Source organism: Brevibacillus sp. AG162 (genome assembly GCF_006715575.1).
Lineage (GTDB): Bacteria > Bacillota > Bacilli > Brevibacillales > Brevibacillaceae > Brevibacillus > Brevibacillus brevis.
The window spans coordinates 268117-289498 of record NZ_VFNO01000005.1; the positions used below are offsets into that span (position 1 = coordinate 268117).

21 protein-coding genes are annotated in these 21382 nt (G+C 49.5%); 7 read left to right on the forward strand and 14 right to left on the reverse strand.

The annotated features are described in order from the left end of the window. Window positions 1-11: 11 nt before the first annotated feature. Genes FB479_RS17530 through FB479_RS17535 form a run of 3 tightly spaced genes read right to left on the reverse strand, consistent with a single transcriptional unit; the run spans window position 12 to window position 3152 of the window. Complete coding sequence (locus FB479_RS17530; RefSeq protein ID WP_142066151.1) at window positions 12-1688, reverse strand: peptide ABC transporter substrate-binding protein; 1677 nt, start codon at window positions 1686-1688, stop codon at window positions 12-14. Window positions 1689-1690: 2 nt separating this feature from the next. Then, window positions 1691-1864, reverse strand: coding sequence for a hypothetical protein (locus FB479_RS30545; RefSeq protein ID WP_164724449.1), 174 nt, complete (start codon window positions 1862-1864; stop codon window positions 1691-1693). Next, window positions 1824-3152 carry an ATP-binding protein gene (locus FB479_RS17535; RefSeq protein WP_142066152.1) on the reverse strand — a complete coding sequence of 443 codons (1329 nt, stop codon included), beginning with the start codon at window positions 3150-3152 and terminating at the stop codon, window positions 1824-1826. Before FB479_RS17535 ends, FB479_RS30545 begins: the two co-directional genes overlap by 41 nt. Before the next feature lie 182 nt (window positions 3153-3334). Between FB479_RS17535 and FB479_RS17540 the strand changes: the two genes are divergently transcribed. Then, window positions 3335-5827: a U32 family peptidase gene (locus tag FB479_RS17540; protein WP_106657493.1), complete on the forward strand. Its 2493-nt coding sequence runs from the start codon at window positions 3335-3337 to the stop codon at window positions 5825-5827. A 31-nt stretch (window positions 5828-5858) separates the two neighbouring features. Further along, entirely contained in the window at window positions 5859-6089 is a 231-nt protein-coding gene (locus tag FB479_RS17545; protein WP_047071613.1) for a DUF1128 domain-containing protein, read from the forward strand. Between the two features lie 69 nt (window positions 6090-6158). Here FB479_RS17545 and FB479_RS17550 read toward each other — a convergent pair whose 3' ends face one another. The 3 genes from FB479_RS17550 to fabF all read right to left on the reverse strand — a co-directional run bounded on the left by FB479_RS17550 (window position 6159) and on the right by fabF (window position 9115). Further along, window positions 6159-7232 carry a DUF4179 domain-containing protein gene (locus tag FB479_RS17550; protein ID WP_142066153.1) on the reverse strand — a complete coding sequence of 358 codons (1074 nt, stop codon included), beginning with the start codon at window positions 7230-7232 and terminating at the stop codon, window positions 6159-6161. Next, window positions 7207-7755 carry a sigma-70 family RNA polymerase sigma factor gene (locus FB479_RS17555; RefSeq protein WP_142066154.1) on the reverse strand — a complete coding sequence of 183 codons (549 nt, stop codon included), beginning with the start codon at window positions 7753-7755 and terminating at the stop codon, window positions 7207-7209. The genes FB479_RS17550 and FB479_RS17555 overlap by 26 nt, the downstream gene beginning before the upstream one ends. A 127-nt stretch (window positions 7756-7882) precedes the next feature. Continuing rightward, the gene (gene fabF, locus FB479_RS17560; protein ID WP_106657492.1) at window positions 7883-9115 is read right to left on the reverse strand and encodes a beta-ketoacyl-ACP synthase II; all 1233 of its coding nucleotides are present in this window, start codon (window positions 9113-9115) and stop codon (window positions 7883-7885) included. A 134-nt stretch (window positions 9116-9249) separates the two neighbouring features. Between fabF and FB479_RS17565 the strand changes: the two genes are divergently transcribed. Together FB479_RS17565 and FB479_RS17570 are read left to right on the forward strand one after the other, a co-directional pair. Beyond that, the gene (locus FB479_RS17565) at window positions 9250-10113 is read left to right on the forward strand and encodes a helix-turn-helix transcriptional regulator (protein WP_142066155.1); all 864 of its coding nucleotides are present in this window, start codon (window positions 9250-9252) and stop codon (window positions 10111-10113) included. A gap of 222 nt (window positions 10114-10335) precedes the next feature. Beyond that, complete coding sequence (locus tag FB479_RS17570; protein WP_142066156.1) at window positions 10336-10881, forward strand: GNAT family N-acetyltransferase; 546 nt, start codon at window positions 10336-10338, stop codon at window positions 10879-10881. A 92-nt stretch (window positions 10882-10973) separates the two neighbouring features. On the opposite strand, the gene cimA is transcribed toward FB479_RS17570, so the two are convergent. The 7 genes from cimA to FB479_RS17605 form a co-directional block, all read right to left on the reverse strand. Continuing rightward, window positions 10974-12596, reverse strand: a complete 1623-nt coding sequence (gene cimA, locus FB479_RS17575; protein WP_142066157.1) for a citramalate synthase — start codon at window positions 12594-12596, stop codon at window positions 10974-10976. A 118-nt stretch (window positions 12597-12714) separates the two neighbouring features. Continuing rightward, complete coding sequence (locus FB479_RS17580; RefSeq protein WP_106657488.1) at window positions 12715-13554, reverse strand: alpha/beta hydrolase; 840 nt, start codon at window positions 13552-13554, stop codon at window positions 12715-12717. Between the two features lie 104 nt (window positions 13555-13658). Next, entirely contained in the window at window positions 13659-14750 is a 1092-nt protein-coding gene (locus FB479_RS17585; protein ID WP_106657487.1) for a YheC/YheD family endospore coat-associated protein, read from the reverse strand. A 123-nt stretch (window positions 14751-14873) separates the two neighbouring features. Further along, window positions 14874-16061: a M20 metallopeptidase family protein gene (locus FB479_RS17590; RefSeq protein ID WP_142066158.1), complete on the reverse strand. Its 1188-nt coding sequence runs from the start codon at window positions 16059-16061 to the stop codon at window positions 14874-14876. Between the two features lie 75 nt (window positions 16062-16136). After that, window positions 16137-17135: a histidinol phosphate phosphatase domain-containing protein gene (locus FB479_RS17595; RefSeq protein ID WP_142066159.1), complete on the reverse strand. Its 999-nt coding sequence runs from the start codon at window positions 17133-17135 to the stop codon at window positions 16137-16139. A 157-nt stretch (window positions 17136-17292) separates the two neighbouring features. Next, window positions 17293-17766 (reverse strand): dihydrofolate reductase, encoded by a 474-nt coding sequence (locus FB479_RS17600; RefSeq protein ID WP_142066160.1) that lies wholly within the window; start codon window positions 17764-17766, stop codon window positions 17293-17295. Then, window positions 17763-18557, reverse strand: a complete 795-nt coding sequence (locus FB479_RS17605; RefSeq protein WP_106657480.1) for a thymidylate synthase — start codon at window positions 18555-18557, stop codon at window positions 17763-17765. Before FB479_RS17605 ends, FB479_RS17600 begins: the two co-directional genes overlap by 4 nt. A gap of 107 nt (window positions 18558-18664) precedes the next feature. On the opposite strand from FB479_RS17605, the gene pdxR reads away from it, so the two are divergent. Continuing rightward, window positions 18665-20104: a MocR-like pyridoxine biosynthesis transcription factor PdxR gene (gene pdxR, locus FB479_RS17610; protein WP_185746389.1), complete on the forward strand. Its 1440-nt coding sequence runs from the start codon at window positions 18665-18667 to the stop codon at window positions 20102-20104. Between the two features lie 117 nt (window positions 20105-20221). After that, complete coding sequence (locus FB479_RS17615; RefSeq protein ID WP_007728714.1) at window positions 20222-20422, forward strand: hypothetical protein; 201 nt, start codon at window positions 20222-20224, stop codon at window positions 20420-20422. Between the two features lie 116 nt (window positions 20423-20538). On the opposite strand, the gene FB479_RS17620 is transcribed toward FB479_RS17615, so the two are convergent. Further along, window positions 20539-20745, reverse strand: coding sequence for a cold-shock protein (locus tag FB479_RS17620; RefSeq protein ID WP_106657478.1), 207 nt, complete (start codon window positions 20743-20745; stop codon window positions 20539-20541). A gap of 124 nt (window positions 20746-20869) precedes the next feature. Between FB479_RS17620 and FB479_RS17625 the strand changes: the two genes are divergently transcribed. After that, window positions 20870-21349, forward strand: a complete 480-nt coding sequence (locus FB479_RS17625; protein ID WP_142066162.1) for an outer membrane protein assembly factor BamD — start codon at window positions 20870-20872, stop codon at window positions 21347-21349. Window positions 21350-21382 lie beyond the last annotated feature (33 nt).

Genomic DNA, 21382 nt, shown 5'->3' on the forward strand with positions numbered 1-21382 from the left:
CTACTTATGATTTATTCGAAATATGCCCATTTGTACTGCGCATTTCCCAAACCTGAAATGACTACGCCTTTCAACTTGGGGTTCTGCGCATACACCGTAGACTTAAAGTAAAACGGAATGACTGGCATTTCGTCCACCAAGATTTTTTCCGCCTCTTGCAAGATCGCTTTTCGTTTGGCAGCATCCTTCTCTTTGGCAGAAGCCCCCAATAGATCGGCATATTGACGATTCTCCCAACGAGTATGGTTGTTGCCTTCCTTCGTTCGGAATATTTCAAGGAAGTTGATCGGATCGTTGAAATCCCCCGTCCACCCCATCCGCGCTACTTGGTACTTCCCGTTTTTCACGTTTTCATAGTAGACATTCCATTCCTGATTCTCCAGCTTGACGTGCACACCCAAGTTTTTTTGCCACATGTCCTGTACAGCTTGCGCGATTTTGGTCTGTGCTTCCTCCGTATTATAGGACAGTGTAATCGGCGGGAGCTGGTCGACGCTGGCGTACCCTTCTTCCTTCATGCCTTCCGCCAACAATTGCTTGGCTTTTTCCATGTCATTGTCTGTAAACAAGCCTTGCTCGTTCTCAGCAAACATCGTAGGCGGCACTACGGCAGTCGCAACCAATTCTCCTCCCTGCGTGATGTTCTCCACAATGTCTTTCCGGTTGATTGCGTATGAAAAGGCTTGGCGAATTTTTTTGTTGTGGAAAGGCTTTTGCTCTGTGTTAAATTCATACCAATACGTCCCAGCTTTTGGCGTGATCACCAGCAATCCTTTTTCCTTCAAGGTCGGCATCGCGTCGAGCGGAAGATTGCCAGTTGGGGCACCTGCCCAATCGAGATCGCCGCCCTCCAGCATCGACAGCTCTGTATTCGCGTCATTGATCATATTCATTTCGATTTTGGTCAGCTTGACAGCGTCTGCGTCCCAATAATGCTCGTTTTTCGTAAGCGTCAGCTTGGTTTTATGCTCCCACGCAGCGAGTTTAAACGGTCCATTCGAGGTGTAGGCTGGTCCTGCTTCCTTTGCCCAGTCCGGATTGTCTTTCACTACTTTGGTATTCAGCGGAAAGTAGCTGTAAAATGCCGTCAGCTCCAGAAAAAACGGCGTCGGGTTTTCCAATTGGACGACCAGTGTCTTGTCATCTGTTGCCTTGACTCCGATCTCTTCGGGCTTCGCTTCGCCAGCAAAGGCCGCCTCTGCATTTTTTACATAAAACAGCTGATAGGCATACTGGGAACCGTTTTTGGAATCGAGTGCCCATTTCCAGGCGTTTTCAAAATCGTGCGCAGTTACGGGATCGCCATTCGACCACTTCGCATTGTCGCGAATCGTGAAGGTGTACGTCAACAAATCGTCTGATGCCTTGATTTCCTGGGCCATGGCGGGCTGTGGAACGCCCTTGTCGTCAATGCGAGTCAGCCCCTCAAACGTCTGAAAAATAACATTGGATGACCAAACATCTGAAATAAGTCCGGGATGAAGAGAAAGCGGTTCTGTAAAGTTATTCAGCCTGAGTATCTGTTCGGGTTGCGCAGATGCATTAGCTGGCGTAGTTTCTGTCCTTGGTTGTGTGGCAGGCTTTGCTGCTTCCTGTGGTTGTCCGCATGCAGCAAGCGCTAAAGCCAAGCCTGCTGCGAAAACAACTTTTCCTGTTTTTTGCCACCATCGGTTTGCGGTACGTCTCATGTCTATTCCCCTTCGTTTGGGAGCCTTTGCTGTTCTTCACGCTGCTGCCATTCTTTCAGCTCGCTTTTGATTTGATAGAGCTCTGCACGTGTTTCAAGCTTGAACGCTTTTAATTCACTTCTGATTACAGCCAACTCATGAAAGAGTCGCTCCCACACCTCTTGATCTTTGTCCATGTTCGCCTCCTTTTCCGGTCGTATGCACAGCAGGCAGTTGAATCGTCACCTGCGTTCCATGCCCTCGTTCACTCTGAAAGTGGATCGTCCCTTGCATTGCCTCGATGATCCGACAGGTTACCATCAAGCCGAGACCCGTCCCTTTTTCTTTTGTGGAATAAAAAGGAAGACCAATCTGTTCAATCTGCTCCGGCGTCATCCCCTCTCCCTCATCCCTGATGGAAATCACATGATGGTTCCCGGCTGCTTGTACGGTGACGTGAAGTACGCCACCTTGTCCCATCGATTCGATACCGTTTTTCATCAGATTCATCAATGCTTGCTTGAGCTTAACGGCGTTGCTCTCTACGAATAGGCCCGGCTCGGTCTCACAGGCGATTTCCACTCGGTTCATGACACTGTAAGAGGACATGATGGCGGTCACTTCTTTTACTGTATGTGCAATCTCCAGTCGCTCCAGCGTCTCAGAATGAGGCTTGGCCAGATTTAAATAGTCGGAAATAATAAATTCAGCCCGATCGAGTTCATTTAAGACCAATCGGATGTATTCAATGTTTTTCGGATTCGTCTCCTCACGCAACAATTGGACAAAGCCTCGTACCACCGTGAGTGGGTTGCGCACTTCATGGGCGACACTGGCTGCCAGCTCGCTGATCAGGTTCAGCTTTTCCGAGCGTTCGACCTGCTTGCGGATAATATGAGATTCTCGAATAAACTCAATGAAATAAACGGCTCCACCTTGCACGATCAAACCGAGATAACCGATTTCCAATAGCGGCTCCAGATAATCGTTAATGATGGACAACGGGAACCCTCTCCAGATCAAAACAGCCATCCCTCCACTGATGATGGATAGCTGCTTCAAGCATCCGATTAAGAGAACGACCGTCAGTTTTTTTCGCAAAGAATACCCGTACCATCGATTGACTAACAGAAACGGGATAATCACGTAAACCATCGTTTCGAGAAGCGTCATTTGGACACCATCGCCACCCAGAACGATCCGTACGACAAACATAACCAAAATCGTTAAAATGCCCGGGATATACCCAGCGTACAAAATGGTAATAATGATCGGTATCGAGCGTAAATCGTACTCCATACCATTACTGAGTTGTACTGGAAAGCTCATGGCAAGAATGACACTGATCGAGCTACAAACGATAACCATTGATGACTTGACGCTCATCTTGTTCGAGGTTGATCGCCCCAGCCAAACGTTTCTATACAGCAAAACAGGGACGATAACGAACAGTAACTGTAGCAAAATGTCTTTGATGATTAACATATATCGGTTCCCCTGGCTTGTAGAATATTTCGATTTTTCTTACAGAATAACATCACTAGGTATCTTTCTGGAAGGCACATTTTCAACATCTGGCAGAAAGGATGTTTTTGTTGCGGTGACCAGCACATTTCCCTATGATGAAGAAGAGCTTGTTTGAAGACCTTGGAGGTAATGACATACACATGCGAAATGGTATAAAGCGTGAAGATATCGAGCTGTTGGCACCTGCTGGTAACTGGGACTGTTTGAAGGCAGCCGTGGCCAACGGAGCCAATGCCATCTTTTTTGGGGTAGAAAAGTTCAACGCGCGAGCTCGTGCTGAGAACTTTCAAATGGCGGAACTGCCTGAGATTATGGCTTATTTGCACATGTACGGGGTAAAGGGCTTCCTTACCTTTAATATTCTCGTATTTGAAAATGAACTGGAGGATGCACGCGAGCTGATTGACGCCTGTATTCACGCTGGAGTAGACGCTGTGATCGTGCAAGACCTCGGTCTTGTAAAGATGATCCGCGAGATTTCTCCAGACTTCCCGATTCACGGCTCTACCCAAATGACGATTACTTCGCCGGAAGCGGTGGAGTTCACGAAGCCGTTTGATATGGAACGCGTCGTACTTGGTCGTGAAAATTCATTAAAAGAGATCAAAAAAATCGGAGAAAAAGCAAAGCTGCCGATGGAAGTATTCGTCCACGGTGCCTTGTGCGTTTCTTATTCGGGACAATGTCTGACCTCGGAAATGTGGGGGGGACGCTCGGCAAACCGCGGGGAGTGTGCCCAAGCCTGTCGCTTGCCGTATGACCTGATGGTAGACGGTGTGCAGAAGGACATGGGGAATATCGCTTACGTGCTGTCCCCGAAGGACTTGGCTGCCATCGATTTGGTTCCTGAGTTGATCGAGGCTGGCGTGACTTCCTTTAAAATTGAAGGCCGCCTGAAAACACCTGAATACGTTGCAAACGTCGTGAGCAAATACAATGCCGCCATTGAGCGTTATTTTGCCGGACAAGATACGGGACCATCCGAGGTAGAAGTACGCGAGCTTCAACAAAGCTTCTCTCGCGGGTTTACACACGGATTTTTGACCGGGACAAACAACAAGCAGCTCGTAGATGGATCGTTCCCGAAAAGCCGCGGAGTGTTTTTGGGAACCGTGAAAAAACTGCTTCCTACAGGAGTTTTGGTGGACATCACTGCTCCTGTCAAACGCGGAGACGGAATCGTGTTCGACGCGGGTGATCCCACGCAAAAAGAAGAAGGCGGACGCATCTATGATATTTTGAGCCGCAGTAAAAAAGTAGAAGGCGAAGTTTCCAAAGGCATGTACGAAATCGTCATGGGACGCAATGACGTGAATCTGAAGCGTCTTCACGTCGGTGACCGCGTATGGAAGACAAGCGATCCTGAGCTGGATCGTCGCCTGCGCAAAACGTTTGAGACGGAAAAGCCTTATCGCACCTTCCCGCTGTCCGTTCACGTAAGCGGCAAGCTGGGTGAAAAGCTCAGCGTCACTTGGGTGGATAAACAGGCGAATCACGCTGTCAGTGTTCCTTCCGAGGTGCTGCTGGAGACAGCTTTGAAGCGTCCTCTGACGAAGGAGTTGCTGCACGATCAACTAAGCCGTCTGGGCGGAACCATTTTCCACCTGGAAGCTCACGATCTGACTGTCGATCTCGAAGGGGATCTCATCGTACCTGTCAGCGAGTTGAACCGGATGCGCCGTGACGCAGTCGAACAGCTCGTGTTCCTGCGTTCCAAGCCGCCGATTTACCATCATCACGATATCAATGTATACGCGGACGTACCAACGAGAAAACCAGTGGAAAAGCCGCTCCTGACAGCTCTGTGCCGCTCGCTTGAGCAATTGGAAGCAGCTGCGCAAACAGATGTGGACTTCCTCTACGCTGACTTTGAATTCGTCAAGCAGTATCCAGAGGGCGTCAAGCTGGCCCATAAGTACGGGAAAAAGATCGGGATTGCTACCATGCGCATTCATATGCCGGATGAAAACGGTGTCCTTGCTCTGATCGCGAAAAGCAAGCCAGACGCTATTCTGGTGCGCAATACGGGAGCACTCTATTACTACTTGTCCCGTCGTGATGAAATCGACATTCCGCTGATTGGCGATTTCTCCTTGAATGTCGCGAACCACAAGGCAGTTGAGCTGTTCCTTGCAACAGGTCTTGAGCGCGTCACGCCATCGTACGATCTGAACATCCAGCAGATGGTCGATCTGCTCAGCCGCTCGAACGCTGCGAACATGGAGCTGGTCATCCACCAGCACATGCCGATGTTCCACACCGAGCACTGCGTATACTGCACATTCATGAGTGAAGGTACTGACCATACAAACTGCGGAACTCCATGTGAGACCTCCCGCATTTCTTTGAAAGACCGCGTCGGCTTCTCTCACCCTGTACGTGTGGATACCGGTTGCCGCAATACCGTTTATAACGCGATTGACCAGTCCGGCGCTGAGTACTTGAGTGAGTTCCGCTCTCTCAATGTCGGCAGCTACCGCATCGAGTTTTTGGAAGAAGAACCAGAGCGCGTGAAAGAAGTAATCAGTCTGTATCGCAAGGCATTGCGCGGAGAAGTTAGCGGTACACACGTATGGCGTACCCTGAAGGCAACCAACCAATTGGGCGTCACACGTGGGCAACTGACAAAATAAGCACCAGCTTTGTAGAGAGGAGAGAGAAAATATGGCTGACCTGAATCAACCTTCTGTTGAAAACCTCGCTATTATCATTGAAGGCATCAAAGCAAAGCTGAACATGGCGAATACGGCGGTGATGCGCCCGGAGGATTTCGATCTCGTTCATTACGAGGATTTGCTGTACTTGTACAACATGGTGCAGAAAAAAGCGGCGTTTGGCATCAATGAAATGACCGCCATCGTTGAAGAGCTGGGTGCGATGAGAAAACAATCCTAGTTTTTGCCCCAACAAAGAAAGAAAAAAGCGTCGCTCCTGTACAGGGAGTGACGCTTTTTTGCGTGATCTTTATTTTTTTAACGTAACCGTAAACGTTTTGAACTCGATGTCTTTCCCCAGCTTTTTCATCGTTTCCATCGCTGGTTTGATTACGGATTCCTCCCCCTGGTCCCCTATCTCAACACCGCCACTCTGAGCTGGCAATGACAGATACGGCGTGATCGTTAATTCTTTTACATCCGCTGTAACTGGGTCGAAACGCCTTGTACCCGTGAGATACTCTTTTCCGTCTGACTTTTTGCCTTGGCTGCCGCCGGAGTATGCTCCCAGCTCGTTTCCTTTTTCATCCACGACCTTGAATTCCAAATAGCTCGATAAATAACCGATTTCCTCCGATACCGCCTGGAAGCCGACAACCAGTCCAGCTGGACCCATTGTTATATCGGAAACAGTCAGGTCAATGCTTCCAGCTTGTTGCTGGTGATGGATTGGAATGCGCTTCGTGTCTGTACGGGAACTGATTGGCAAGGAGAAGCTCCACTCCTTGCCGTCCTCCCCATGGAAGCTCAATCCAAGCTTGAACTCCTCAGGCAAGCCATTGATTGCGTCAATTTCAACAATCCCGGTCGCAAGTGTCGGCGTGATTTGTGTATGCTTGCTGCTTCCTGTGTATCCAAATGCTTTCCCATTTGCCGTCAGATCTGGCGAGGAGCCTAAATAATGCTCTCCGACTGCCTGCTTCGTTTCTAATGTATAACCAATCGTAAATCGTGTGCCGTCATAGTAAACTTCATTGACAGTGATCGCATGGCCACCCACGTCCTGCGACTCGCCAATGACCGTTGTTAAGCCTTTTTCACTCGCTTGTTTCAATCCGCTGTCTCCATATGCCGCAAAAATCGATCCAATCAAAGGCACCTTGGACACCAGGTTCGCCATCGCTGGGGAAACTGCTGCTGAGCTAAACAAGACCCCTAAAGCTAAGACCGCTGCCCCTGTGCTGTACACCAGCTTTCGTTTGTTCAGGCTTTTTCTTTTCGGGGCAGCCTGCTGAACCGTTTGGGCGATAATCGCGTCCAGCTTTTCTGTAGGGACTGGAATACGGTCTACTTGCTCTTTATAGGCATGAATTTTTTCTCTCATCGAAGTACTCCCCTTTCAGCTTCTTCTTTAATAGAGTCAACCCTCTGTGAATATTCGTTTTCACAGTGCCTTCCGGACAATCCAGCGTTTCCGCGATCTGCTTGACGGAATAATCTTTGTAAAACCTTAGCAGCAGTACCGTTACATACTTTTCTTCGAGCTCTTCCATTGCTTCTAGCAGATCAATCCGTTCCTCCAGCCTTACACTTCCTGTATCCCGTACATTTTCGATCATGTCTTTCCTAAGGGAAATCACTTTTCGTTTTTTAGCCAAATAGGCAATCGCCGTGTTGATCAAAACCCGCGTCAGCCATGTCGTAACGTATTGATCGTCTTTAAGGGTTGAAATCGAAATCAGAGCCTTATAGACCGTTTCCTGAAAAACCTCCAGCGCATCGTCTTCGTTACGCGTGTACACAAAAGCCATCTTGTACAGATTTGCTTTTTCTTGGTGAATAAGCATTTGGAATGCGTCTGAATCACCAGCCTTGGCACGAGCAACGAGACCAAGTTTTATGTTCAACCTGTTCCCCCTCCTTTTCTCCCCTGTTAGAGAAATCAAGGCTACAAAACGTTTCATTTTTTTCTATCGACATAAAAAAAGCCTGCTCCCACAGTCTATCTGAGACTACGGGAACAGGCTGTATCCGTTACATTTTTTTCAGTACGATGACTGCGTTGTGACCGCCAAAGCCAAAGGAATTGGACATGCCGATGTCTAGCGTGGCTCTGCGGGCTGTATTTGGCACATAGTCCAGATCGCAGTCCGGGTCTTGCTCCTCCTGATTGATCGTCGGGGGAATGATCCCTTCCTGCAGACTCTTAATCAGGGCGATCGCCTCCGCCCCTCCTGCTGCACCAAACATATGACCCGTCATCGATTTGTTGGCGGTGATCGGTACACGGTACGCATGCTCGCCAAACAGCTTTTTGATCGCCAGTGTCTCAGAGCGGTCTCCGATTTCTGTGCTGGTTGCGTGGGCACTAATGACATCGACGTGTGTCGTTTGCACCCCTGCTTCCTGGAGGGCCCATTTCATCGCTCGGTAGGGGCCGATTCCTTCTGGATGTGTCGCCACCATATGATAGGCATCAGAGCTTGCCCCGTAGCCGATCACCTCGGCATACATGCGGGCATTTCTTTTCTTGGCGTGTGATTCTGATTCCAAAATCACAATCCCGGCACCTTCTGCCATGACAAACCCATCCCGCTGGGAATCAAATGGCCGACTCGCGCCTGCTGGATCATCATTTCTCGTTGACAATGCCGTCGCATTGCTAAAGCTGGCGAGAGATATGTCCGTCACAGCGGCCTCAGAACCCCCTGCGATGACGACATCCGCTCCGCCTGAGCGAATGAGCCGAAAAGCCTCTCCGATGGATGTATTCCCAATCGAACAAGCAGTAACAGGTGACATCGTCGGCCCGTACAGACCGTACTTGATGCTGATCATCGCTGCTGCCATGTTGGAGATGAGCATCGGAACCAGCGTCGGGCTGACCCGCTCTGGACCACGCTCACGCAGGACATCATGCTGCTCAAGCAGTGTCGCTACCCCACCAATGCCAGAGCCTACATATACCCCGATTCGCTCGGGGTCCAACTCTTCCAGCCGAAGCTGTGCATCCTCAAGCGCTTCTTCTACAGCAGCAAGGGCAAACTGGCAAAAGCGATCCATTCGTCGCGCCTCTTTGCGCCCAAAACGCTCCACCGGATCAAAATCTCGCACCAAGCCTGCAATTTTCGTTTTATTGCGTGCTGTATCAAAAGTATCAATAGGCGATATCCCAGACTTCCCTTGCACGAGACTGTTCCAAAACTGATTCACTGTATTCCCTATCGGGGAGATGACTCCCATACCTGTGACAACGACTTTTTCCATGATGAGCCTCCTATTGAGTGCCTTATGGAAATCATCTTGTCACACGGGTTATCCTATTACAAGTTGTTGTTTATCCTAGTATAATGAGTACTAGTCTAACAAACATAACCAGTTGAGGAGATGGAGAGTGTACCATGAATCAGCAAACGCGTTTGCAGGCACTGTCTGCTTTTTTGAAAGCGCAGCGCGCTAAAATCCTGCCACAATCGGTCGGGCTGGCTCCTGGGACGCGCAGAAGAACCCCCGGACTACGAAGAGAAGAAGTTGCTCAGCTCGCAGGGGTTAGCTCCACCTGGTATACATGGCTGGAACAAGGCCGCGATATCAAGGTGTCGCCTTCCGTTCTGGATTCGGTAGCGAGAGCTTTGCAGCTTACCGTCGATGAGCGCAAATATTTGTATGCGCTGGCACTGGAGACAGGCACGGGAGTCGGGCAAGGCGTGCAAAAAGATGAACCGCCGCAGATCAATCCTGCCCTCAAGCGAATCTTGAAAGAACTGCGCTCATGTCCCGCCATCATAACAGATCGGCGCAGTCATATTGTCGGTTGGAACGAGGCAGCCGCGCATGTCTTTCTCGATTTTGATCAAATCCCTTATGAAGAACGGAATTTGATCCGCCTGGTGTTTACACGAAAGGAATTACGACGGCTGGCCGTCAACTGGGAGCATTTCGTCAGCGGCTTTCTCGCGATATTTCGCGCTAATTACGGTCAGTATGTAGAGGACGAGTGGTATGAGCAGTTTTTAAGCGAAATGCGGCAGGTTCATCCCGACTTTCACGACCTTTGGGAGCAGAGCCGCGTCAGCTCAGCCCCGGAGGTTCTACTGGAATTCCGTCATGCCAAGGCAGGGAAAATGCTCTTTCATCTGACTTCGCTGCAAGTTTCCGGGAGCGCGGATTTGCAATGCAGCATTTACACACCTGACCCGAATTCTGCCACGGAGACAAAGCTGCGGCAGTTGATTGATCGGCCGGTTTCTTCTGCACAGCCGTGACCGAAGGCCTGTGGGGTTTGAGTCAACATGGTGGAGGAGAAGAAAAAGCACAGTTCTCTTCGACTCTGACACGCCCGCAAGGGGTATTGGCTGTCCGTCTCCACTTCAAAAAGGGGACCGTCGAGCTGACGTTATGTTAACTTGAAATGAATACGATATTGATCAATCTTTTCATTCATTAACCATGATAAAATTGTATGAAAAGGATATCGGAGGGGTTTTATGAAACTAGTAGGAGAACAAATATATCTTCGACTCTACAAGATTTCTGACGCCAGCGAGTTAGCTAACTTACATACTAGAAATCGCGATTTTTTTCAACGAGTTTGCCCATTACTCCCAGAAGCCTTTTATACAGAAGAACATCAAAAAATACGCATTGAACAGGTATTAAAAAAGACAGATGAAGGGCAAGTATATGCTTTCGGAATCTTTTTAAAAGCAACTGATAAACTTATCGGAGACATTTCATTAACTCAAATTGCTAGGGGAAACGTCCAAAGCTGTACTACGGGATTTTCTTTAGATAAGGAATATAATGCAAAGGGCTATACAACAGAAGCTCTTCAACTTGTTGTAGACTTTGCTTTTAGAGAATTAAAACTACATAGAATTGAAGCAGGGGCTATGCCTGACAATATCGCATCTATTCGTGTATTGGAAAAAGTAGGATTTAAAAAAGAAGGTATAGCTAAAGAAAATCTAAAGATTAATGGCAAATGGACAGATCATCAAATATTAGCTATCATCAACAGCTTGGATGTGTAAGCTCATTTCACTTCCAATAACAGAGATTATGTAAATACAGAAAGGTAACAGAAAACCAGCCCGACGGCATCAGCCTGGGCTGGTTCATTTTGCTAATGATTCACAATCCCTACGCGCGTCCCGGAGGAAGCAAGACTACCGACTTCCTCGCAGCCTTCTTTCCACAGCAAGTAACGGATGCTGTCCGCCAGCGCTTCCCAGCTCGCCTCGATGACGTTGGTGGAGACGCCGACTGTGCTCCACTTTTCGCCGTTGCTCGAGGATTCGATTAGGACACGTACTTTTGCGGCAGTCGCGCCGTTTTCATCCAAGACACGCACCTTGTAATCTTCCAGCTGCATTTTTGCAATGCACGGGTAGTAGCCTTCCAGCGCTTTTCGCATCGCATTGTCCAGCGCATTGACCGGACCATTGCCATCAGCCGCCGTATGGACAGACTCTCCGTTCACACGCAGCTTTACAGTCGCCTCCGACGTGATCGATTGGACGGCTGCCTTTTCCAGCATGATCTTGAAGGAGTCGAGCTTGAACAGGTTTTTCAGCTTGCCGGAGGCTTCTAAGAGCATCAGCGTGAGCGAAGCCTCTGCTCCCTCGTATTGATAGCCTTGGAATTCGCGCTCTTTGATGTGTGTAATGATTTCTCTCGCCTTTTCCCGATCCAGCGACAGATCGATCTCGAGCTCTTCCATTTTGGCGAGCAGATTGCTTTGACCAGCGAGCTCTGAGACGAGTACGCGACGTTTGTTGCCGATGTTTTCCGGCTCGATGTGCTCGTACGTTTTCGGGTCGCGCATAACGGCGCTTACGTGAATACCGCCCTTGTGAGCAAAAGCACTATACCCGACAAACGGCTGGTTGTTCGGCATCGTCATGTTGGCAATTTCTGCGACATAGCGCGACAGCTGTGTCAGCTCCTGCAATTGATCAGTCCTCACACATTGATAGCCCAGCTTGAGCTGCAAATTCGGAACTACAGAAATCAGGTTGACGTTTCCGCAGCGCTCGCCGATTCCATTAATGGTTCCTTGGACTTGCTGTGCGCCAGCCTGAATGGCAGCTAACGCATTGGCAACCGCCACTCCGCTGTCATTATGCGGATGAATGCCTACAGGCGTCCGCAGATGGCCCACAGTCGTTTTGACAATATCATAAACTTCATGCGGCAGTGTCCCGCCGTTTGTATCACAGAGAACAATCCAGTCAGCTCCAGCTTCTTCTGCCGCTTCCAGCACCCGCAATGCGTAGCGCGGATTCGCCTTGTACCCATCGAAGAAATGCTCGGCCAAAAAGAGAGTCGTCAGTCCGTTTTCTTTTAAAAATGCGACCGAATCAGCGACCATGCGCACGTTTTCTTCCAATGTCGTCTTGAGAGCATCCGTCACGTGCAAGTCCCACGATTTCCCGAAGATCGCCGCCGCCGAGGCTCCGCTTAAGATCAACGCTTGCAGATTGTCATCATCCCGCGCTGCTACATTCGGTCTACAGGTACTGCCAAAAGCCGTTACCTTTGCGTGCTGCAGCGAAATTTCCCGGATACGCTCAAAAAAAGCCATGTCCTTCGGATTGCTGCCCGGCCAACCGCCTTCAATAAAATCGATACCAAACTGATCCAGCCGCAGTGCGATCTTTATCTTGTCTTCTACCGACAGGCTGATCCCCTCTCCCTGCGTACCATCTCGCAGGGTCGTATCATACAGATACACCTTGCTATTCATGTTTCTTCTCCACCTGTTCTGTTATTTTTCTGAATAATCACATCATTCTAACCGTTAGACGTTTCTCAGTATACCACAGCCCAAATGGATTGAAAACGCAGGAAAATCGAGGTTTTTTCTATGTCCGTGGGGTGCGGACAAATGCGACGGTTTGCTTGATCGCATCTTCGAGCGGAGCCGATGTTCCCGCAAACGGATGACGCGTGTTAAATGTATGATCGCCGCCTTCTATCCAGTGCAGCTCGCTGTTTTTGGCGACCTCATGAATTCTTTTTGCACCCTCTACCAGACGGACATAATCTTTTTCTCCTGTGATGATGCACAGTGGTTGCTCCATCGTAGAAACAAGTTCCAAAATATCGTATTTTTGGCGATTGTTGTCCACGTCCTCGATCACGACTCTCGTGATTGGCATATCTTGACCGGTTCGTGCATTCGCTATGTATCCAACGCCTGTCTCTTCTATTTGTCGGCGCAGCCTCTCGTCGAACAAATCGACATGAGCGATTCCGTTCCAGGTCACAATCCCTGCCACATGCGGGTTGTTTGCTCCGAATAAAATCGCGTCACCGCCGCCCTTGCTGTGTCCCAATACATACAGCTTCGTTTTGTCCACATAATCGGGGACAGGAAGCTCACCTGACAAAATCCGTTCCGTCAAGGCTTGCAGATCGGCAAGTTCGCGGGCATACGTATTGCGTCCGAATTTCTCCAGCTCGTCGAACTCCGTCAAGCTCTCCCCTACGCCATTGCAGCTAAAATTAAAGCGAATCGTGGTAATGCCTTGCTTGGCCAGCTCATCGGCTACGTACGGAAAGCTTCCCCAATCCTTGAAGCCTTTGAAGCCATGGCAAAATAGCAGCAGCGGCTGCGCTGAACCTGCTGCTTCCTCTGAATGAATGTCTCCGCGCAGCGTCAACTCCTCGTCGAGTGCGATGGAAAATGATTGCTTTTGCATGTACCTATCACCTCTTGTGCATTTTTTTATTATTATGCCGTGTCCCCCTCTTAAAAGAAACGAAAATACCAAAAAAAGAGACCTTCCTCTATGGAAGATCCACTTTAATCAGGTGAATTATTTTTATTAACGAGATACAGCGCGTACTCCAGCGGCCGTCTAACCGCCATCGCATAGCGCTTGTGCTGACGCATCTGCTTGAAAATTTCTCTGCCTGGCTTCGGATTGATTTCGATAATCCAAACCTTCCCGTGAACATCAATCCCCAGGTCAAAACCAAACTCCATCATCAGTCCAAAATGCTCTTCAATGCGTGTGACAGTCTTGATCGCGAGCTCCTTGCATTCCAGCACGATCCGCTCTGCCACTTCCTGACCAAATCGTTTGACCAAAAAGGAAACAGCAGGCAAAGCTGTTCCTCCCCCATGCAAATTCGAGGTGGACGATTGTATCGGCCCAACGCGAATGCCCATCCCGGTCAAACACCATTGACCCGTCCCGTCCTTTTGCACGAGTAGCCGAGCATCTACTGTTCGTTTGGGAACCAGTGACAACCGAAGCCCCTGCTGAAGAAAAAACTGCTCGTTTCCGCTCTTCTCATTCTTCATCCAATGCTCAAGCCGATCGCACACCTCTGTGAGCGTCGCCAGTTTTTCGCAGCTTTTGGCTTGCTGCTTGGTCCTGCCATGCAAAAGGTAGCGACCTGCTCGTTTCTCCACACGCAGTATGCTTCTGCCTCCTGTGCCGTTTGTCGGCTTGAGATAAACCTGACGATGATTGGCAAGCATAGAGGCAAGCGTTTTTCTCTCGTAGGGGAGTGTTTCGGGAAGCCAGCGCTGTAGCTCCGGATCTTGTATCAAAATCTGATGAACGACATATTTGTTCGAGAAGCGGTTATTCGCATAACGAAACCAGTCTTGTTTGCGAAATGGCAAATAGGCACGATGCTTGGGCAATGGATAGTAGCGATAACGATCAATGACGATGTCGGGCCAGGAAAAACGCTCTCGTCTCCACTTCGTGCCATCTGGTACATAACCGTTGATCCGCTTTTCTTCAAAACGGACATCTTGTGGGGTAAATAAAAAAACCTCTGCCCCCATTTCTCTTCCTTCCTTAACCAGCCTTCGCAAATAGCCGGGCTCGACAAAGCCTGATTCTCCTCGGTAGGTCAGTACGCCTATCCGTTTTCTCACCGAAAGGCCACTCCCTCCCTTGTTCGATTTTCTAGCTAGCCTCGTATAGCTTATGGTTGAAAACAAAAAAAGCGCCTTTGTCCTTTGTAGGCAAAAGCGCATCTTTCATGCGTTTTCTTATCGTTACTGTGTTTCCAAATAGTGCAGCGCTGTTCGTCCCAAGAGCTCGCCTGCGATCAGCATGGCATCCTCGTCGATATCAAAACGGGGATGATGATGGGGATATGTCGCCAGTTTTTCCGGATTGCCTGCCCCTACGAACAAGTAAGCGCCGGGCACCTTTTCCAAGTAATAAGAAAAGTCCTCGCCACCCATCAACGGCTTCATCGATTCCACACGACCAGCTCCAAATGCGGCAAGGGCTGCTTCCTGTGCGATCGCTGTTTCTTTTTCATGGTTAATGACGGCTGGATACCCTCGATCGTAGACAACTGTAGCACTGCCTCCCATCATGGCAGCTGTCCCCTCCGCAATTTCTGCCAGGCGCTGCTCCGCACGATCGCGGACGTCTGGCAAAAAGGTGCGGACAGTCCCTGTCAAACGACAGCTATCTGCGATGATGTTCGTACTATCTCCGCCGTGGAACGTCCCCACGGTCACGACCACACTTTCCAACGGGCTGACGTTGCGGCTGGCAATCGTTTGCAGATGACCGACGATTTGAGAACCGATCACAATGGAGTCGACGGTTTCTTCTGGAACAGCGCCGTGTCCCCCTTTTCCTTTGATCTCGATAGAAAAGTCGTCCGTATTCGCCATGAGCGGACCTGCACTAATGTATACCTTCCCTACTGGGAACATCGACCAAAGATGAACGCCAAAGATCGCATCGACGCCATCTACAGCACCATCCTGAACCATTTGGGTAGCTCCGCCTGGATTTTCCTCTTCCGCATGCTGAAAGACAAAGCGAATTTCACCGGCAAACTGCTCACGATGTGCTGCCAAAACAGAAGCGAGTCCTAGTAGCTGGGAAGTGTGCGCATCATGTCCACACGCATGCATGACGCCAGGTACGGTAGATTTATACGGCACTTCTTTTTGATCTTGAATCGGCAGCGCGTCAAAATCCGCACGCAACGCAACGATCTTACCCGGGCGCCCTCCGCGCAAAACGCCGATGACTCCTCTACCGCCAACTCCTGTGCGAACCTCATCGAAGTGAAGTCCTCTCAATATTTCGGCAATGAGGGCCGGAGTCTTCTCCTCTTGAAAGGAAAGCTCGGGATGCTGGTGCAGATGACGCCTCCAGCTAATCATTTGCGGTTCCATCTCTTTTAGTAGTTCTTTTAATTGTTCCTGCAAGGTCATGGTTCTTACTCCTCCCCCTGGATGCACCATTCTTCTCCCATCATAGCAGAATCATGGGACAAATGGGGAGCTTGACTAATCCAGAGCGAGCATGCTGCGGCTTCGTTTTTCAAAAACCGCAAAGCTCGTATAGCCTACCCGTTTCAACTGCGCTCGAGCCTCGTCCAACTGCTGACCGACTTGATCAGGTGCAGTAGCGCCAGACGCCAAGGTGATGGGCACCTCATTCTGGAACAGAATTTCCAGAAAACGATAGCTAGGCGAAAATTCCCGGTGCTGACTCGCCAGGCCGTAGCCTGTATTGATTTCCGTCGCAATCCCCCTGCGTCCAAGAGCTCGGGCCACACGCTGATAATACGGCAATAGTGCCGTTTCTTCCGGTCGCACACCAAACGCTTTGATGCCATCGATATGAGCAATGACATCGAATAGTTGCGATTCGATCGCCTCCTCCAGCGTATCAAAATAAAGGCTGTACAATCCGATTAACTCCTGTCTTCCAAAGCGTTCTCGTGCATCCTGGATCGGATAGCCCCAGCCTTCCAGAAAATGCACGGCCCCTATGCACACATCCCAAGGATATTGATTGATGACATGCCGCAATGTCTCTTCTCCACCTGAAAAATAATCCAGTTCAATCCCGACACGCAGCTCCATTCCATCCTCCGCCCAACGAAGCCGCTCTTTTTGCAGGAAAATAACAAAGCTGTCCAGGGAGTCGTTTGCGACCTGACTCAGCCATCTGCGCTGCGCTGTCCCCAAGCGATCAGAGCCGATGTGCACATGCTGTTCGTAGTACGACCGATACTCAAGAAAACGGTATAAGTGCTCGACCACGCAAACTTGCTGAATCCCCGCCTGTTTGGCACGTAATCGATACAACTCAAGCCAATCCCGTGAATACGGGCCTTGTTGAAGGCGTTCTGCCAACCCATTGGTCAGTATACTTACCCATTTTCGGCTCCCCTTCACTTCGGCATGCTCCACAAGGGGGCGCAATGATTCCGCTTGCCTGAGCAACCAGTCCAGCGAATACGGCCCTTCCTCCAGATGGACGTGAAAGTCTACCTTCATCCCGATCACCTCCTTGGGTTCGTCCCTGCTATTTTCTATCGTTTATATGCATGTGGCTCCATACATATGTCGTTTATTCACATGACGAACGACCTAGCAAAAGAGGTAAAAAAAGAACAAAAAAATGCCTCAGCAACGAGGCATTTTCGATTAACAGCTAATTTTTTCGCTCATACACGTAAAACGCATGCGGATGCACGTTCTTCTCATCCACGATACCCTCACGTTTGTCCACCAAGGTGTAAGCATCACGATCCCATGCTGGGAAAAACGTATCTCCCTCTGTTTCCAAATCGATCTCCGTAATGTACAGTCGATCAACGACATCGAGAAACTGGCGATAAATTTCCGAGCCGCCAAAGATAATGACATCGCCCATAGCGAGCACTTCTTCCTTCGTATGGACGACATCTACGCCTTCAGGGTGAAAGTCCTGGCTACGTGTCAGGACGACATTCTTTCGGTTAGGCAGCGGCTTGCCGATCGACTCGAACGTTTTGCGTCCCATTACGATCGTTTTGCCTGTCGTTAATTCCTTCACATTTTTCAAGTCGGCAGGAAGGTGCCACGGCATGTCGCCATCTTTTCCGATGACTTGGTTGCGGGCATAGGCAACAATCAGGCTGATCATACGGCCACCTCGCCTTTGATATGCGGATGGGATTCGTAGCCGACGATTTCAATATCTTCGTATTTGAAGTCAAAAATCGAAGTCACTTCTGGATTGAGCACGAGCTTCGGCAGCGGTTTCGGCTCACGAGTGAGCTGGAGCTTGACCTGCTCGATATGGTTGAGATACAGATGAGCATCTCCGATTGTATGAACAAAATCGCCCACTTCAAGCCCGGTGACATGCGCCACCATATGCGTCAGCAAAGCGTAGGAAGCGATATTAAACGGCACCCCCAAAAAAGTGTCGCCACTGCGTTGATACAGCTGGCAGGACAGCTTGCCATTCGCTACGTAAAACTGGAACAGCAGGTGACAAGGCGGCAAAGCCATCTTGTCCAATTCAGCCGGATTCCACGCGCTAACGATCAAGCGGCGAGAGTCCGGATTGCGTTTGATCTCATCAATGACCCATTGAATCTGGTCCACTGTTTTGCCGTCGCGTCCAGTAAAGGAACGCCATTGGCTTCCGTAAACCGGGCCCAAATCTCCGTTTTCATCCGCCCATTCGTTCCAAATTCGCACGCCGTTTTCCTGCAAGTAGCGGATATTGGTATCGCCTGATAAAAACCAGAGCAATTCGTGGATGATCGATTTCATATGCAGCTTTTTCGTCGTGACCATGGGAAAGCCTTCACTCAGGTCAAAACGCATCTGATGCCCAAAAACACTGGTCGTTCCGGTGCCTGTCCGATCCTCTTTTGTGACACCTTCATCTAAAATGCGCTGGCACAAATCCAGGTATTGTTTCATCGTCCATCTCTCCTTCCATCTCATCTATTTTACCTGACCCAGACGAAAAGGAAAGATCGGAATGTCATGATATAATAAATGGATAAATGTAGAAAGCGGGATTCATGATGGATGGCATACCTTCTGTGGCTACCAAGCCCTTATATAAACAAATAGCAGAGCAAATCGAGCAAAGAATCAGCAGTGGTGAATTCGGTCCTGGCAGCTATTTACCCTCGGAGCGCACGCTGGCCAAGGAACTGAACGTCAACCGTTCGACCGTCGTCGCGGCGTACGATGAGTTGCAAGCAGCAGGCATGATCGAGCGCATACAAGGAAGCGGCACCATCGTCAGCCAAGATATTTGGGGACTGGCACGGACCCGCGTTCCGAACTGGCGTCATTTGACGGAGTCAGGGTCGTTTCGCCCGAATTTACCGTTGATTCGCAAAATCCGTCGTGAAACACAGGAAAATGACTTGATCGATTTGGCGAGTGGCGAGCTCTCAACCGATCTCGTCCCCAATCAAGCACTCCAACAGCTCATGACCCCCGATGACTTCCCGGCCCATCTCGGCTATGAGCATCCGCAGGGCAATTGGGCATTGCGAGAGACATTGAGTCTCCATATGAAAGCATGGCGAAGCATCGAAGCACCTGCTACCTCGATTATGATTACGTCAGGAGCGCAGCAGGCCCTTCATCTCGTCGTTCAATGCTTGTTAAAGCCAGGGGATGCGGTAGCTATTGAAGAGCCGTCTTATTGTTATTCCTTGCCGCTTTTTCATTCCGCTGGCTTGCGTACGTTCTCTCTGCCTGTCGACCGGGACGGAATCGACCCCAAGCACTTGGCCCAGCTCCACCGCCAGCACCGCATCAAAATGGTTTTTCTCAATCCGAATTATCAAAACCCGACAGGGACACTGCTTTCATTGGAGCGGCGCCAGGAATTGCTCGCGTTCTCCTATGAAAATGGGATTCCGATCATCGAGGATGATCCATACAGCTTGACCAGTTTTTCGAGAGAGCCCGTCCCAACCTTAAAATCACTGGACCAACATGGAACTGTACTCTACATCAGCTCTTTGACCAAGATCGTCGCCTCAGGTCTGCGGATCGGCTGGATCGTCGGGCCCCCTACTGTCATGGAAAGACTGGCAGATGCGAAACAACAGTTTGATTTTGGACACAGCATTTTTCCGCAATGGTTAGCGAATCGTTTTCTCGGATCGCCTCAGTTTGCGAGTCACATCGATCTTTTACGAACAGAGCTATCCTTGCGGCACGATCAGCTTGTCTCCTCGCTTCAAGACAAGTTCAGTGATCAAGTAGAAATGGTCGGTTCAGAAGGAGGCATTCACCTGTGGTGCAAATTTAAAGGGGAATGGAGCGGCGAATGTCTTCTCACAGAATCAGTCAAACGGGGAGTTGTCTTCGTACCTGGACACCTTTTCGGCGCAGAGCAAGGATATGTCCGCTTCACCTTTGGCAGAGCTACCTTGGATCAGATCCCGGAGGCAGTCTCGCGCTTAGCGGATGCATTCGTGGAAAGTGGATGGGCAAAATAATCCCCAAGTGGATGGCAACATTTTTGTGCGGTCGGTATATGATCGAAGTAAGCTACCGTATGCATCCTCGTGTATATCCGGCAGGATGACTGTGCCATACAGAAAGGACTGGCTGTTATGAGTATTTTGCCTTTCATTATTGCTATTATTGTTCTTGTTCTTATAGGTCTCGTCGTTACAATAAAAATCGGAATTAACCCATCCGAATCCAAAGTGCGGGGCTTTAAACAACGCTCCCGCAATCTGTTGATCATTTACGGCATCATAACGATCGCCCTGGTCATTGCATTGTCAGTCTTTCTCTACAACAACCTTTGATCAATCCCGAACGTTACGTGACATAAATAAGACGCCGTCTGCCTTGTACAGGTATGACGGCGTTTTTGAATCGAAGGAAGTCCTTCGCCTTGTGTTTTTGGAAGATGTTACCACTTTTACACGATTTTCCTCGCTACATTGGCGGCTTGCAGCCCACGCTGTCCATTTACGATCTCAAAGACCACCTGCTCGCCTTCTTCCAAATTTCGGTAACCTGACCCCGTAATCGCAGAATAGTGTACGAATACATCAGGTCCGCCATCGCGCTCAATAAACCCATAGCCCTTTTCTTTGCTGAACCATTTTACTTTCCCTTGAATCATTGTGTTTCCTCCCTGTAATCAGTGCAGCTCTTACGCTTACCTCATCATATGCGGATGCGAAGTCAGTGGATATACGGTAAAATAAATAAAGTAAGAATCGTCACGCCAGAAAGGAGTGAACCACATGAAAAAAGCATTGATTATTGCATGCGCACTGCTGCTCACTGCCTGCTCCGAAATATCCGAAGGGGTCCAAACCGCCCAGCAAGCAGTAGAAACAGGACAGCAAGCCATTGAGGCAGGCAAACAGGCTGTCGAAGCCGGTCAGCAAGTTCTGGAAGCAGGCAAGCAGCTGGCGGAGTCTGAGGTTGCCCAACAGCTGCAAACATACCTCCAGCAAAAATACGAATCCTCTGAAGCCTTGCGTAATGCGATGTTCAGCGGAGATGGTCAATTGCTCGTAGAAGAATTGCAAAAGACCGAGCTAGCGAACTTCAGCTTTTACAAATCTGACATGTTCGGTGTTGAATATACAGGCACGCTCTCTGCCGACGGTACTTTCAAAGTGCTTAAGCACGATTTGAACAACCAAAGTGCCGAGCCTACTGTCGTAAAGGAATTCAAAGTAACACTCGACGGAAACGGTCAGATTCAGGTTCAGTAATTTGGAAAACATTTCAAGAAAAGCCTGCGATCA

What these genes read in the sequence shown, in the direction of transcription:
- FB479_RS17570 (WP_142066156.1), top strand. Translation starts at nt 10,336, where the DNA reads ATGAAACTAGTAGGAGAACAAATATATCTTCGACTCTACAAGATTTCT.
- FB479_RS17615 (WP_007728714.1), top strand. Translation starts at nt 20,222, where the DNA reads ATGAGTATTTTGCCTTTCATTATTGCTATTATTGTTCTTGTTCTTATA.
- FB479_RS17535 (WP_142066152.1), bottom strand. Translation starts at nt 3,152, where the DNA reads ATGTTAATCATCAAAGACATTTTGCTACAGTTACTGTTCGTTATCGTC.
- FB479_RS17620 (WP_106657478.1), bottom strand. Translation starts at nt 20,745, where the DNA reads ATGATTCAAGGGAAAGTAAAATGGTTCAGCAAAGAAAAGGGCTATGGG.
- FB479_RS17550 (WP_142066153.1), bottom strand. Translation starts at nt 7,232, where the DNA reads ATGAGAGAAAAAATTCATGCCTATAAAGAGCAAGTAGACCGTATTCCA.
- FB479_RS17545 (WP_047071613.1), top strand. Translation starts at nt 5,859, where the DNA reads ATGGCTGACCTGAATCAACCTTCTGTTGAAAACCTCGCTATTATCATT.
- pdxR (WP_185746389.1), top strand. Translation starts at nt 18,665, where the DNA reads ATGGATGGCATACCTTCTGTGGCTACCAAGCCCTTATATAAACAAATA.
- FB479_RS17580 (WP_106657488.1), bottom strand. Translation starts at nt 13,554, where the DNA reads ATGCAAAAGCAATCATTTTCCATCGCACTCGACGAGGAGTTGACGCTG.
- FB479_RS17605 (WP_106657480.1), bottom strand. Translation starts at nt 18,557, where the DNA reads ATGAAACAATACCTGGATTTGTGCCAGCGCATTTTAGATGAAGGTGTC.
- fabF (WP_106657492.1), bottom strand. Translation starts at nt 9,115, where the DNA reads ATGGAAAAAGTCGTTGTCACAGGTATGGGAGTCATCTCCCCGATAGGG.
- FB479_RS17540 (WP_106657493.1), top strand. Translation starts at nt 3,335, where the DNA reads ATGCGAAATGGTATAAAGCGTGAAGATATCGAGCTGTTGGCACCTGCT.
- FB479_RS17565 (WP_142066155.1), top strand. Translation starts at nt 9,250, where the DNA reads ATGAATCAGCAAACGCGTTTGCAGGCACTGTCTGCTTTTTTGAAAGCG.
- FB479_RS17530 (WP_142066151.1), bottom strand. Translation starts at nt 1,688, where the DNA reads ATGAGACGTACCGCAAACCGATGGTGGCAAAAAACAGGAAAAGTTGTT.
- FB479_RS17625 (WP_142066162.1), top strand. Translation starts at nt 20,870, where the DNA reads ATGAAAAAAGCATTGATTATTGCATGCGCACTGCTGCTCACTGCCTGC.
- FB479_RS30545 (WP_164724449.1), bottom strand. Translation starts at nt 1,864, where the DNA reads ATGGACAAAGATCAAGAGGTGTGGGAGCGACTCTTTCATGAGTTGGCT.
- FB479_RS17590 (WP_142066158.1), bottom strand. Translation starts at nt 16,061, where the DNA reads ATGACCTTGCAGGAACAATTAAAAGAACTACTAAAAGAGATGGAACCG.
- FB479_RS17600 (WP_142066160.1), bottom strand. Translation starts at nt 17,766, where the DNA reads ATGATCAGCCTGATTGTTGCCTATGCCCGCAACCAAGTCATCGGAAAA.
- cimA (WP_142066157.1), bottom strand. Translation starts at nt 12,596, where the DNA reads ATGAATAGCAAGGTGTATCTGTATGATACGACCCTGCGAGATGGTACG.
- FB479_RS17595 (WP_142066159.1), bottom strand. Translation starts at nt 17,135, where the DNA reads ATGAAGGTAGACTTTCACGTCCATCTGGAGGAAGGGCCGTATTCGCTG.